The organism is Methylophilus rhizosphaerae (assembly GCF_900100975.1).
GTDB lineage: Bacteria > Pseudomonadota > Gammaproteobacteria > Burkholderiales > Methylophilaceae > Methylophilus > Methylophilus rhizosphaerae.
Genome location: NZ_FNFX01000004.1, coordinates 1 through 12458, shown reverse-complemented (window position 1 = coordinate 12458; position 12458 = coordinate 1). Strand labels below are relative to the sequence as shown.

Genomic DNA, 12458 nt, shown 5'->3' with positions numbered 1-12458 from the left:
TTACATGAATTCTTTGCAAGTCGCCATCATTGATTACGGCATGGGTAATTTAAGATCGGTCGCCAATGCTTTCAGGGCAGTGGCACCCGATGTCCGGATTGAGGTCACCAGCGACCCCGCGCACATTGCCGCCGCTGAACGCGTGGTATTCCCGGGGCAAGGTGCCATGCCTGATTGTATCCGCGAACTGGATGCGCGTGGCTTGCGCCAGGCAGTGACTGACGCCACTCGTGAAAAACCTTTTCTTGGTATTTGCATTGGTTTGCAGATGCTGTTCGAGCATTCGGAAGAGGGCGATACGCCTGGCCTAGGCATTTACCCGGGCGAGGTGAAACGTTTTCCTGCCGAAAAAATGTTCGATGAGCATGGCGCCAAGCTGAAAGTGCCACATATGGGGTGGAGCCAGGTGCAGCAGGCGGCCCCACACGCCCTGTGGCACGATATCCCTGACCAGGAACGTTTCTACTATGTGCACAGTTACTATGTGGAGCCGGATGACGCGGCATTGACTGCCGCCACCACAGCTTACCCGTTTGACTATACTTGTGCCATTGCGCGCGACAATGTGTTTGCCGTGCAATTCCACCCGGAAAAGAGCGCAGCCGCTGGCTTGCAACTTTTGCGAAACTTTGTAAACTGGAAACCCTGATAAGGTTTTCGGTCACTTTATCAATACTTGTTATATTTCATATACAACAGCATGTTAATTATTCCGGCAATTGATTTAAAAGATGGTCACTGCGTACGTTTGAAGCAGGGGCTGATGGAAGAGTCCACCGTGTTTTCTGAAGATCCGGCCGCCATGGCCAGGCATTGGGTCGACCAGGGTGGCAAGCGTTTGCACCTGGTGGATTTGAATGGTGCCTTTGCCGGTAAACCGGTCAATGAAGGCGCGATCAAATCGATTGTGGCTGCCGTGGGTGGCGATATTCCTATCCAGCTGGGCGGGGGTATCCGCGATCTGGATACCATTGAGCGTTACCTGGATGATGGCATCGGTTATGTCATCATCGGCACAGCTGCTGTGAAAAACCCTGGCTTCCTGCATGAGGCTTGTTATGCATTCCCGGGCCAGATTATGGTGGGCCTTGATGCCAAAGATGGCAAGGTGGCTGTGGATGGCTGGTCAAAATTGACTGGTCACGATGTGATTGACCTGGCCAGGAAGTTCGAAGACTATGGCGTGGAAAGCATTGTCTATACCGATATCGGCCGTGACGGCATGCTGACCGGCGTCAATATTGAAGCCACCGTGGCATTGGCGCGAGCGTTGACTATTCCGGTGATTGCCAGTGGTGGTGTCACCAACCTGGATGATGTGCGCCGGTTGTGTGCAGTACAGGCAGAGGGCGTGATGGGGACGATTACCGGTCGCGCTATTTATGAGGGCACGCTGGATTTTTCGGCAGCACAGCAACTGGCTGACGAGCTCAGTGCATAATGGGATGCGCTAAACGCATAATCCCGTGTCTGGATGTGACGGATGGTCGCGTGGTCAAGGGGGTCAATTTCCTTGAGTTGCGTGATGCCGGTGATCCGGTGGAAATTGCCCAGCGCTATAACGAGCAGGGCGCCGATGAGCTGACTTTCCTCGATATTACGGCCAGCTCTGATAACCGTGATTTGATTCTGCACATTATCGAGCGCGTCGCTGAGCAAGTATTTATTCCACTCACAGTCGGCGGAGGCGTGCGTAAAGTTGAAGATGTGCGCCGATTGCTGAATGCCGGTGCTGATAAAGTAAGTATTAATACGACCGCAGTACTGAATCCACAAGTGGTGGAAGATGCAGCGAGCCGCTTTGGTTCACAATGTATTGTGGTCGCGATTGATGCCAAGAAAGTCGATAACCAGCCCTTTGAGTGGGAAGTGTTTACCCATGGCGGACGTCACGCGACTGGCCTGGATGCGGTGGAGTGGGCGCGCAAAATGGTCAGCCTGGGGGCTGGTGAATTACTGGTGACCAGCATGGACCGAGATGGCACAAAAATAGGCTTTAATAATCCGCTCAACAAGGCGATCAGTGACGCGGTAGACGTGCCATTGATTGCGTCAGGTGGCGTAGGTAATTTGCAGCATCTGGTTGATGGCGTTACCCTGGGCGGCGCGGACGCAGTACTCGCTGCCAGTATTTTCCACTATGGAGAGTTTACCGTGCAGCAAGCCAAAGACTATATGCGCCAGCATGGGTTGGAAGTGCGATGAGCTGGTTGGATCAGGTAGCCTGGACCGAAGATGGACTAGTGCCGGTGATCGCACAGGAGCAAGGCACCGGCAAAATCCTGATGTTTGCCTGGATGAACCGGGAAGCATTGCAACTGACCCATGACACCGGACATGCCGTCTACTATTCCCGCTCCCGCAAAAAACTCTGGCATAAAGGTGAAGAGTCAGGCCATACGCAGATTGTGCACGATATCCGCCTGGATTGTGACAATGACGTGGTATTAATCACCGTAGAGCAACTCGGTGGCATTGCCTGCCACACAGGACGCCATAATTGTTTCTTCCAGCAATTGCAGGGTGATAACTGGATCACTGTAGAACCCGTTATCAAGGATCCGAAAGCGATATATCATGAATGATGTCCTGACCCGGTTGTCTGAATTACTGGAACAGCGCAAATCTGCTGACCCAGCTTCTTCCTACGTGGCCAAGCTGTATGCCAAAGGATTGGACAGTATCCTGAAAAAAATCGGCGAAGAAGCCACTGAAACCGTGATTGCGGCCAAAGGGGGTAACGCGGAAGAGATTATCTATGAAACCGCAGATTTATGGTTCCATACTTTGGTGATGCTAAGTCATGCCGGCTTAAGTGCACAGGACGTATTGAATGAGCTGGCGCGCCGCGAGGGCTTGTCCGGTATTGTGGAGAAAGCGAGCAGGGCAGAATGAGTGCGGATTGTATCTTTTGCAAAATTGCCGCTGGCAATATCCCGGCAAAAACCATTTTTGAGAACGATGAGGTGATCGTTTTTCATGATATCCGCCCGATGGCGAAAGTACATTTCCTGATCGTGCCCAAGGCGCATATCGAAACCCTTAAAGATTGCACAGAGGCGAATCAGGCGTTGCTGGGTAACATGATGTTACTGGCCCCAAGGCTAGCAGCTGAGCAAGGGTTGGCAGGTTACAAAACATTGATGAATGTGGGCCGTGAGGGTGGGCAGGAAGTCTTCCATATTCATTTGCATGTGTTTGGTGGCGGTGCAGCGGCTTAGTCGCTATCAAATTTTAGGAGAGCGTAATGGGATCTTTCAGTTTATGGCATTGGTTGATTGTGCTGCTGATTGTGGTGCTGGTATTTGGTACCAAGAAGCTACGCAATATCGGTGGCGACTTGGGTGGTGCGGTCAATGAGTTCAAGAAAGCCATGCAGGAGGGTAAGGATGCATCCAAACCTGAAGAGCTTTCTGATAAAAGCAAGTAGTTACTTACTTTATTGTGTTTGATATTTCCTTTTCTGAATTACTGGTTATTGCGATTGTGGCATTAGTCGTGATCGGGCCCGAAAAGCTACCAAAAGTCGCCCGCACTGCGGGCGCTTTTTTGGGCCGCCTGCAGCGGTTTGTCGCGCAAGTCAAAGAAGAAGTCAACCGTGAAGCACGGTTTGCCGAATTGCAAAAGTTGCAGGATGAAGTGCAATCCAGTTTGCAGCAAGGCTACGACGATATCGCGCACAGCATGCTGCCGGAGGCACCTGTTGTTACGCCGGAAGTGGAAGTTGCACCTGTATCTGGGGCTGTTAAAAAGACACGTAAACCACGCCAGCCCAAAGCAAAGGGAGATGTGGTCGACCAAGCTGCGGATAGTCCCCGCCGCAGGCGTACTGCCACTGAATCTACAACAGCATTAATGCCCGGGCAACAACAGGCTGCGCCTGGGGATTTAATTGCCAGCACCGCGCCGGAACGTCGTGCGAGAAAACCTCGTACAGTTAAATCACAGCCCAATACAGATCTGTTTGCTGTCGACGAGCCTGTCAATGAACCTCGTTCTTAGCAATAGGGTAAGGCCTGCTTATGACGCCGACTGAAAATTTTATTTCTCACCTGATTGAATTGCGTGGTCGCTTGCTGCGTGCGGTTGTGGGCTTGTTAATCGTCTTTGTTGCGTTATTTCCATTCGCAGACAAGCTCTATCACTTGCTCGCTGCGCCTTTATTAAGCAAGTTGCCGCAAGGGGCGCAAATGATTGCGACAGCGGTGACTACACCTTTCTTTGTGCCCATGAAGGTGACTATGCTGGCGGCATTCTTGCTGGCGTTACCCTGGATTTTGTATCAGTGCTGGGCATTTGTGGCACCTGGTCTCTATGCGCATGAAAAGAAGCTGCTATTGCCATTGATGGTTGCCTCGCTCATCCTATTTTTTATTGGCATGGCATTCGCCTATTTTGCGGTGTTCCCGGTGGTGTTTGGATTCATTGTCGGTAGCGCCCCGCAAGGTGTCGCCGTGATGACTGATATCGCGGAGTATCTGGATTTTGTGATTGGCATGTTCCTGGCATTCGGTTTCGCGTTTGAGGTGCCTGTGGCGGTGGTATTGATGGCATTGATGGGCTGGGTCACGCTGGCCCAGCTCAAGGAAGCGCGTGCGTACGTGATTGTCGGTGCGTTTGTGGTGGGAGCAATCTTTACCCCGCCAGATATCGTGTCGCAGTTTATGCTGGCTATCCCGTTATGGGTGCTATATGAATCCGGCTTGCTGGTGGTGCGCTGGCTGCCCAAGAAAACTGCTACCAGCGCAGCTATATAAATTAATCTGGTGTTTTACTTGGTAGTGGGCGCTTACCTACGACAAGATCAATATCCATTTTCTTGCTGGCACGCAGGATGGTAAGCGTTGCCTTTTCCTTTGGTTTGAGCATGGCAATGATATTCAGCATGGACTGACTGTCTGTTACCGGTTTCTTGTTGATTGCTACCAGAATATCACCGGGGCGCATGCCTGCGCGATCTGCCGGACTGTCAAGCAATACGCCTGCAATCAGTGAACCGTTGATATTTTTCAGATTGAATGACTCCGCCAGTTCTGGCGTAATATCCTGTGCTTCAATACCTATCCAGCCACGTGTCACCGAACCATTGGAGGAGATTTGCTCCATTACCTGCTTGGCAATGCTGACCGGGATGGCAAAGCCTATGCCCATGCTGCCGCCATTACGCGAATAGATGGCGCTATTGATGCCGATTAGGTTGCCATTGGCATCAATCAGGGCACCGCCCGAGTTACCCGGATTGATCGACGCATCGGTCTGGATAAAGTTTTCAAAGGTATTGATGCCAAGATGATTGCGGCCAAGCGCACTAATGATGCCTTGGGTTACGGTTTGGCCCACACCAAACGGGTTGCCAATGGCGAGTACCACATCGCCCACTTTCATTTGCTCGCTGTTACTGAAAGTGATGGCAGGCAACTGCTTGCGATTGATTTTCAGGACCGCAACATCGGTTTCCGGATCAGTGCCGACGATGGTAGCTGAAGATTTACTGCCATCGCTGAGGGCCACTTCAATCTGGTCAGCTGAGCTGATGACATGATTGTTAGTCAGAATCAGGCCGTCGGCGCTGACAATGACGCCGCTGCCCAAGCTGTTTTCCGGCTGCTCATCTTCATCATTATCCTCATCCATCTCTTCGCCGAAGAAGTGGCGGAACAGAGGATCATTCTTCAATGCATGATGCGGATCCTGGCTGATATGGGCGGTGGTGAAAATATTCACCACCGATGGCATGGCCTTGCTGGCTGCCATGCGGTAACCACTGTTTGCAACTGCCGCTTCATCGCGGGCAGACGCAGATTCTCCGGTTACCGCAGGGTGACCGTTGGGTTGTAGCAGCAGGTTGGGATAAAATAATTTCAAGACAAACAGCATGCCTAAACAGATAGTGACTGCTTGAGTGAATATAGACCAGAGTTGTCGCATATTTGCAGAAAATGAATGACTTAAATATTTGATTAGTATATGGGACTCAGAGATGGAATTGAATCGTCTTGTGAATGAATTAGCCAATTTCTTGCAGGTTAACAGATTTCAGGATTATTGCCCCAACGGATTGCAAGTGGAAGGGCGGCCGGAAGTCCGGCGCATTGTCACCGGTGTAACCGCCAGCCAGGCATTGATCGAAGCTGCGATAGCCGCAGATGCGGATGCGATTATGGTGCATCATGGCTATTTCTGGCGGGGTGAGCCGGCGGAGGTGACTGGTATGAAGCGCAAGCGCCTGAAACAGTTGCTGACGCATGACATCAGTTTACTGGCCTATCATTTGCCGCTGGATGCGCATCCTGAGGTTGGGAATAACGTGCAACTTGGTAAAGTGCTTGGCTGGCCGCTGACGCGCTACCTGGATGACAAGTATATGCTGCCGTTGGCTGAGTTGTCCCATGCCGTGACTTTGCAGCAATTGGGGCAGCATGTCAGCAGCAAGTTGAATCGGCAGGTGCAATTACTGGGTGAGCCGGATCGCCCGGTACGCAGTGTGGCCTGGTGTACCGGGGCGGCGCAGTCTTATATTCAGCAAGCAGTAGCGGCGAATGTCGATGTGTTCCTGAGTGGCGAAGTGTCTGAGCAAACCTGGCATACCGTATGTGAAACCAACACCGCTTATATTGCCGCCGGCCATCATGCGACCGAACGCTATGGTATTCAGGCATTAGGGCAATGGCTGGCTGAAAATCACGGGCTCGAACATATTTATATTGAAGTGGATAATCCAATTTAATCTATTAATATCAATGGCTTATTGAATTAAATTTGGCTTGTGTATACGGAAAATGTATAATCGCGACTCAAGTTTTGATCACACTGTTACCTCAAAAGGGTAGATTAAGGAAGCCAATGTCAGAAAACAAAATTGACAACAACTGTTTGTCGTTTTGCCAGCCATCTGCGGTGGATTTGGAAAAACGCGATTTTCTGGTGAAAGCGACTGCTGCCACCGGTGCTGTGGGTGTGGCTGCTGTTGCCGTGCCATTTGTCGGCAGTATGTTGCCCAGTGAGCGTGCCAAAGCGGCCGGTGCGCCGGTAGAAATCGATATTAGTAAGTTGAAACCTGGTGAAAAAATGACGGCCGAATGGCGTGGCCAGCCGGTCTGGATTGTGCGTCGTACGCCTGAAATGATGGCCAAGCTGGGTAAGCATGATGACCAGTTGTCTGATCCTAACCTGGAAGTGCCGCAACAACCTGAATATTGCAAGAACAAATCACGTTCGATCAAGCCGGAATTTGCAGTGATGTTGGGTACCTGCACACACCTGGGCTGTTCACCGAATGACAATTTTGTTGCAACAGCTGACTGGGATGGCGGTTTTGTCTGCCCATGCCACGGTTCCAAGTTTGACTTGTCTGGTCGTGTGTTCAAGGGATCGCCAGCGCCTAAAAACCTGTTGATTCCACCGCACGAATACCTGACAGACACCACTTTGCTGATTGGTGAAGATAAAAAGGCGGAGGCGTAAATATCATGGCAACTAATAAAAAAACAATTGCCGCTGGCGTGCTGGACTGGGTTGATACCCGTTTTCCGCTGACCAGTACCATCAAGGGACATCTTACCGAGTATTACGCACCGAAAAACTTCAATTTCTGGTATTTCTTTGGTTCATTGGCGTTGCTGGTACTGGTGCTGCAAATTGTCACCGGTATCTTCCTGACCATGAACTACAAGCCTGATGCTGAGTTGGCATTTGCTTCGGTCGAATACATTATGCGGGACGTATTTGGCGGTAACATCATTCGTTATATGCACTCCACCGGTGCTTCCATGTTCTTCGTGGTGGTGTATCTGCATATGTTCCGTGGCGTGATTTACGGCTCCTACCGCACACCGCGTGAACTGATTTGGTTGTTCGGCGTAGGGATTTTCCTGGTGTTGATGGGTGAGGCTTTCTTTGGTTACCTGTTGCCATGGGGTCAAATGTCCTACTGGGGTGCGCAGGTGATTGTGAACCTGTTCTCCACCGTACCATTTATTGGTCCTGACCTATCTGAATGGTTGCGTGGTGACTACCTGGTGTCTGATGCCACATTGAACCGCTTCTTTGCTTTCCACGTGATTGCTTTGCCGCTAGTACTATTGGGCTTGGTCGCCGTACACATTGTGGCCTTGCATGAAGTCGGTTCCAACAACCCTGATGGTGTTGAAATCAAAAAACATAAAGATAAGGAAACCGGTATTCCACTTGATGGCATTCCTTTCCACCCTTACTACTCCGTCAAGGATATGGTGGGTGTGGTGGCGTTTCTGATGGTGTTTTTTGCCATTGTGTTTTTTATGCCGGAAATGGGTGGTTACTTTCTCGAAGCTAACAACTTTGTGCCGGCTGATCCATTGAAAACGCCTGCGCACATTGCTCCAGTCTGGTATTTCACGCCGTACTACTCCATCTTGCGTGCCGTGCCGCCAATTGGTATTTCGCAGTTCCCCGGTGTGGTAGCAATGGGGTTGTCAGTGGTGGCATTTGCTTTCCTGCCGTGGCTGGACAGAAGCCCTGTGAAATCTATTCGCTACCGCGGTAAATTGTACAAACGTTGGTTGACTGCATTTGTCATCAGTTTTGTTATCCTTGGCTATCTTGGTACCGTGCCTGGTGATATCTGGGGTCAATTCGGGCCATGGTTGGGTCGCGCAGACCGTGCAACAGTGCTTGCGCGTATTTGCAGTGTAGTGTACTTCGCATTCTTCGCTTTAATGCCTTGGTACACCAAAAAAGATCAAACCAAGCCAGTACCAGAAAGGGTGACATACAAATGATGAAGAAATGGTTTATCCAGGCATTTGCCAGCCTGGCATTGCTGGTTTCCGGCATGGCTTTGGCCAATGAAGTGCGTATTGACGTAAAAGCGCCAATTAGCATGAGTGACAAGGCTTCTTTGCAGCGTGGCGCTAAAAACTTTGTGAACTACTGCCTCAACTGTCATAGCGCGAACTATATGCGTTATAACCGTTTGCAGGATATTGGCCTGACTGACAAACAGATCAAGGAAAACTTGCTGTTTGCTGGCGAGAAAGTCGGCGAGACCATGCGTGTCAGCATGAACCCCAAAGATGCCAAAAAATGGTTTGGCGCTGCGCCGCCTGACTTGAGCGTGGAAGTGCGTGCACGTGGTGCGGACTGGGTGTATGCCTATCTGCGCAGTTTCTATAAAGATGATACTCGTCCAACTGGCTGGAATAACCAGGTGTTCGATAAAGTGGCCATGCCGCATGTGTTGTACGAGTTGCAGGGTGTGCAGGTGCTGGATCATGAAACACATACGCTGACGCTGGAGAAAGCAGGGAAATTGAACCCTGAAGAGTATGACCAGTTTGTCGGTGATTTAACTAACTATCTGGCATTTATGGCAGAACCGGCCAAACAGTCCCGTTTGTGGATTGGTGTCGTGGTATTGCTGTTCCTGTCAGTATTGTATGTCTTGGTGAAGAAAATCAAAGTCGAATACTGGAAAGATATTCGCTAGGCGCAAACCAAGCCCGACACCAAGGCGTCAGGCCTTGGTGTCTTTTTTTATAGGGAAAATAAATTATGATGAGATTGTATTCGGGTACTGTCGATCCTTACAGTCACCGTTGCCGTATCGTATTATTCGAAAAAGGCATGGACTTTGAAGTGATTGATGTCGATCTGACCAATAAAACCGAAGACCTGGCCATTTTGAATCCATATGGTGAAGTGCCGGTGCTGGTTGAGCGTGACCTGGTGTTGTCGGAAGCCAATATCATCAATGAATATATTGATGAGCGTTTCCCGCATCCGCAACTCATGCCTGCGGATCCGGTCATGCGTGCACGTGCACGACTGTTTCTTTACAACTTTGAGAAGGATTTGTTCAGCCATATCAAGGATGTTGAATCTGGGGATGAGCAGAAAGTGGAACACGCACGTAAAGTTATCCGTGATAACCTGACGCAACTGGTGCCGATTTTCAGCAAGCAGAATTACCTGATGGGCGACGAGTATTCCATGCTGGATGTGGCGATTACACCATTGTTATGGCGCCTCGGTCACTACGGTATCGAATTACCTAACCAGGCGGCACCCTTGCTCAAATATGCCGAGCGCCTGTTCTCGCGCCCCATGTATGCCGAAGCGATGACGCCTTCTGAAAAGGCCATGCGTAAATAACGTCATTTGGTAAAGATGCAGCGCGGATGAATATTCGCGCTGTTTTTTCAAGGAAAGCCGATATGAGCTCATTGATTCCCACCACTGCCTATTTAATTCGCGCCATCCATGAGTGGTGTGTCGATAATGCATTGACACCGCATTTGCTGGTCAAGATAGATGCACAAACCCGTGTGCCCATGGCTTATGTGAAAAATGGCGAAATTGTACTGAATATCAATTACACCGCCGTCAAGGACCTGCATATCGATAATGAAGCAGTGGTGTTCTCTGCGAGGTTTAATGGTGTGGCGCAGCATATTTATGTGCCGATTGGCCGGGTCGCCGGTATTTTCGCCAGGGAAAACAGCCAGGGCATGTTTTTTGAGGTGACGGATGGATCTTCGCCGGAACCTGAAAAGAAAGCAGTCGCACCGCAGCCGGCAGTTGCCGAAGCCAGTGGCGCAAGAAAATCCCACCTGAAAGTCGTCAAGTAATTGGATGCAGGTGGGATTGGCTGCAATACAATTGGAAGCGCTGGCTGTGTATGGTGTTTTTGGCTGGAAATTAAAAAAAATCCAAAAAGCACTAGATAACTTTCCTAAAAAAGTGCTATAGTTGCGCCTTCCTGAAATGCCGGGTTAGCTCAGTTGGTAGAGCAGCGCACTTGTAATGCGAAGGTCATCAGTTCGATTCCGATACCCGGCACCATCATTTAAGCTCAGCGAAGCAATTGAATTGTTGACGTTGGCTGAATTAGCCGCGATAATCGCGGTCGATTTTGGAGGGGTGGCCGAGTGGTTAAAGGCGACGGACTGTAAATCCGTTCTCTCTGAGTACGCTGGTTCGAATCCAGCCCCCTCCACCAAAATTTATTGCCTGTGGGCGGTGTGTAAAGCGGGATGGTGAGAGCCTTCCTTGGGTGTTCTGCATAGTGCGGGTGTAGCTCAGTTGGTAGAGCACTTGCCTTCCAAGCAAGATGTCGCGAGTTCGAACCTCGTCGCCCGCTCCAACAGTAAATATGGCATGAGACGCCCATGTGGCTCAGTGGTAGAGCACTCCCTTGGTAAGGGAGAGGTCGCGGGTCCGATTCCCGCCATGGGCACCAGTTTTGCTCCGTGGAAACATGGGGTTTGGTAAGTTGTGGCGTTTCAGGGTGATGTCGCCCGCGTCGCAGAAATTTGTGAATAACACAATTATTGGCATAATTTAGTATCAATAAAGGAAAAAATCATGGCAAAAGGCAAATTTGAACGTACCAAGCCACACGTGAACGTTGGTACGATTGGTCACGTTGACCACGGTAAGACCACATTGACAGCAGCGATCACCACAGTATTGACGAAGAAATTCGGTGGTGAGGCTAAAGCGTACGACCAGATTGACGCGGCACCAGAAGAAAAAGCGCGTGGTATTACCATCAACACAGCCCACGTTGAATACGAGACTGCAACACGTCACTACGCCCACGTTGACTGCCCAGGCCACGCCGACTACGTTAAAAACATGATTACCGGTGCTGCCCAGATGGACGGTGCTATTTTGGTATGTTCCGCTGCTGACGGCCCTATGCCACAAACACGTGAACACATCCTGCTGGCCCGCCAGGTTGGTGTGCCATACATCGTTGTGTTCCTGAACAAAGCTGACATGGTTGACGATGCTGAATTGCTGGAACTGGTTGAAATGGAAGTGCGTGATTTGCTGAGCAAATATGACTTCCCAGGTGATGACACCCCAATCATCAAAGGTTCTGCCAAACTGGCCCTCGAAGGCGACCAATCAGAAATCGGTGAACCAGCCATCTTCGCATTGGCTGATGCATTGGACAGCTACATCCCAACCCCAGAGCGTGCCATCGATGGTACATTCCTGATGCCGGTAGAAGACGTATTCTCCATCTCTGGCCGTGGTACTGTAGTAACAGGCCGTGTTGAGCGTGGTATTGTTAAAGTCGGCGACGAAATCGAAATCGTTGGTCTGAAGCCAACCCTGAAAACCACCTGTACAGGTGTTGAGATGTTCCGTAAGCTGCTGGACCAAGGTCAGGCAGGTGACAACGTAGGCGTTCTGTTGCGCGGTACCAAGCGTGAAGAAGTTGAGCGTGGTCAGGTTCTGGCTAAATCCGGTTCCATCAAGCCACACACCAAGTTCACAGCTGAGATCTACGTGTTGGGTAAAGATGAAGGTGGTCGTCATACACCATTCTTCAACGGTTACCGTCCACAGTTCTACTTCCGTACAACTGACGTGACTGGTGCGGTTGAATTGCCAGCAGGTACCGAAATGGTGATGCCAGGTGATAACGTATCTATCACTGTGACATTGATTGCTCCGATTGCGATGGA

General features: G+C 50.4%; 17 protein-coding genes and 4 tRNA genes. 20 read left to right on the top strand and 1 reads right to left on the bottom strand.

Going from position 1 to position 12458, the window contains the following annotated elements; all coding sequences use genetic code 11:
- Nucleotides 1–4: 4 nt before the first annotated feature.
- From hisH to tatC, 9 genes are read left to right on the top strand one after another with little or no spacing between them, the layout of a single operon-like run.
- Entirely contained in the window at nt 5–649 is a 645-nt protein-coding gene (gene hisH, locus BLP53_RS09585) for an imidazole glycerol phosphate synthase subunit HisH (protein ID WP_091471961.1), read from the top strand.
- A gap of 51 nt (nt 650–700) precedes the next feature.
- Nucleotides 701–1441 carry a 1-(5-phosphoribosyl)-5-[(5-phosphoribosylamino)methylideneamino]imidazole-4-carboxamide isomerase gene (gene hisA / locus BLP53_RS09580; protein WP_091471960.1) on the top strand — a complete coding sequence of 247 codons (741 nt, stop codon included), beginning with the start codon at nt 701–703 and terminating at the stop codon, nt 1439–1441.
- Complete coding sequence (gene hisF, locus BLP53_RS09575) at nt 1441–2205, top strand: imidazole glycerol phosphate synthase subunit HisF (RefSeq protein WP_091471959.1); 765 nt, start codon at nt 1441–1443, stop codon at nt 2203–2205. Before hisA ends, hisF begins: the two co-directional genes overlap by 1 nt.
- The gene (hisI, locus tag BLP53_RS09570; RefSeq protein ID WP_091471958.1) at nt 2202–2585 is read left to right on the top strand and encodes a phosphoribosyl-AMP cyclohydrolase; all 384 of its coding nucleotides are present in this window, start codon (nt 2202–2204) and stop codon (nt 2583–2585) included. The genes hisF and hisI overlap by 4 nt, the downstream gene beginning before the upstream one ends.
- Nucleotides 2578–2895, top strand: coding sequence for a phosphoribosyl-ATP diphosphatase (locus BLP53_RS09565; protein ID WP_091471957.1), 318 nt, complete (start codon nt 2578–2580; stop codon nt 2893–2895). Before hisI ends, BLP53_RS09565 begins: the two co-directional genes overlap by 8 nt.
- Nucleotides 2892–3221 (top strand): histidine triad nucleotide-binding protein, encoded by a 330-nt coding sequence (locus BLP53_RS09560; protein WP_091471956.1) that lies wholly within the window; start codon nt 2892–2894, stop codon nt 3219–3221. The genes BLP53_RS09565 and BLP53_RS09560 overlap by 4 nt, the downstream gene beginning before the upstream one ends.
- 26 nt (nt 3222–3247) lie before the next feature.
- Complete coding sequence (gene tatA, locus BLP53_RS09555; protein WP_091471955.1) at nt 3248–3430, top strand: Sec-independent protein translocase subunit TatA; 183 nt, start codon at nt 3248–3250, stop codon at nt 3428–3430.
- Between the two features lie 14 nt (nt 3431–3444).
- On the top strand, nt 3445–4002 hold the full coding sequence (gene tatB, locus BLP53_RS09550) for a Sec-independent protein translocase protein TatB (RefSeq protein ID WP_091471954.1): 558 nt from the start codon (nt 3445–3447) through the stop codon (nt 4000–4002).
- Between the two features lie 20 nt (nt 4003–4022).
- Nucleotides 4023–4757 (top strand): twin-arginine translocase subunit TatC, encoded by a 735-nt coding sequence (tatC, locus tag BLP53_RS09545; RefSeq protein WP_091471953.1) that lies wholly within the window; start codon nt 4023–4025, stop codon nt 4755–4757.
- A 1-nt stretch (nt 4758) separates the two neighbouring features.
- Here tatC and BLP53_RS09540 read toward each other — a convergent pair whose 3' ends face one another.
- On the bottom strand, nt 4759–5928 hold the full coding sequence (locus tag BLP53_RS09540) for a S1C family serine protease (protein ID WP_091471952.1): 1170 nt from the start codon (nt 5926–5928) through the stop codon (nt 4759–4761).
- Between the two features lie 52 nt (nt 5929–5980).
- Here BLP53_RS09540 and BLP53_RS09535 point away from each other — a divergent pair, with 52 nt between their 5' ends.
- From BLP53_RS09535 to tuf, 11 genes are all read left to right on the top strand, one after another.
- Nucleotides 5981–6727, top strand: a complete 747-nt coding sequence (locus BLP53_RS09535) for a Nif3-like dinuclear metal center hexameric protein (RefSeq protein WP_091471951.1) — start codon at nt 5981–5983, stop codon at nt 6725–6727.
- Nucleotides 6728–6843: 116 nt separating this feature from the next.
- Nucleotides 6844–7464, top strand: a complete 621-nt coding sequence (gene petA / locus BLP53_RS09530; protein ID WP_091471950.1) for a ubiquinol-cytochrome c reductase iron-sulfur subunit — start codon at nt 6844–6846, stop codon at nt 7462–7464.
- Between the two features lie 5 nt (nt 7465–7469).
- Entirely contained in the window at nt 7470–8759 is a 1290-nt protein-coding gene (locus tag BLP53_RS09525) for a cytochrome b (protein WP_091471949.1), read from the top strand.
- Nucleotides 8756–9466: a cytochrome c1 gene (locus BLP53_RS09520; protein ID WP_176755261.1), complete on the top strand. Its 711-nt coding sequence runs from the start codon at nt 8756–8758 to the stop codon at nt 9464–9466. The genes BLP53_RS09525 and BLP53_RS09520 overlap by 4 nt, the downstream gene beginning before the upstream one ends.
- A gap of 65 nt (nt 9467–9531) precedes the next feature.
- Nucleotides 9532–10131 (top strand): glutathione S-transferase N-terminal domain-containing protein, encoded by a 600-nt coding sequence (locus BLP53_RS09515; RefSeq protein ID WP_091471948.1) that lies wholly within the window; start codon nt 9532–9534, stop codon nt 10129–10131.
- A 62-nt stretch (nt 10132–10193) separates the two neighbouring features.
- Nucleotides 10194–10607 carry a ClpXP protease specificity-enhancing factor gene (locus BLP53_RS09510; RefSeq protein ID WP_091471947.1) on the top strand — a complete coding sequence of 138 codons (414 nt, stop codon included), beginning with the start codon at nt 10194–10196 and terminating at the stop codon, nt 10605–10607.
- Between the two features lie 138 nt (nt 10608–10745).
- Nucleotides 10746–10821, top strand: a tRNA-Thr gene (locus BLP53_RS09505).
- Between the two features lie 72 nt (nt 10822–10893).
- A tRNA-Tyr gene (locus tag BLP53_RS09500) sits at nt 10894–10978 on the top strand.
- 68 nt (nt 10979–11046) lie between these two features.
- Nucleotides 11047–11122, top strand: a tRNA-Gly gene (locus BLP53_RS09495).
- 21 nt (nt 11123–11143) lie between these two features.
- Nucleotides 11144–11218, top strand: a tRNA-Thr gene (locus tag BLP53_RS09490).
- Between the two features lie 125 nt (nt 11219–11343).
- On the top strand, nt 11344–12458 hold a 1115-nt coding region (gene tuf / locus BLP53_RS09485), incomplete at its 3' end, for an elongation factor Tu (RefSeq protein WP_091471946.1).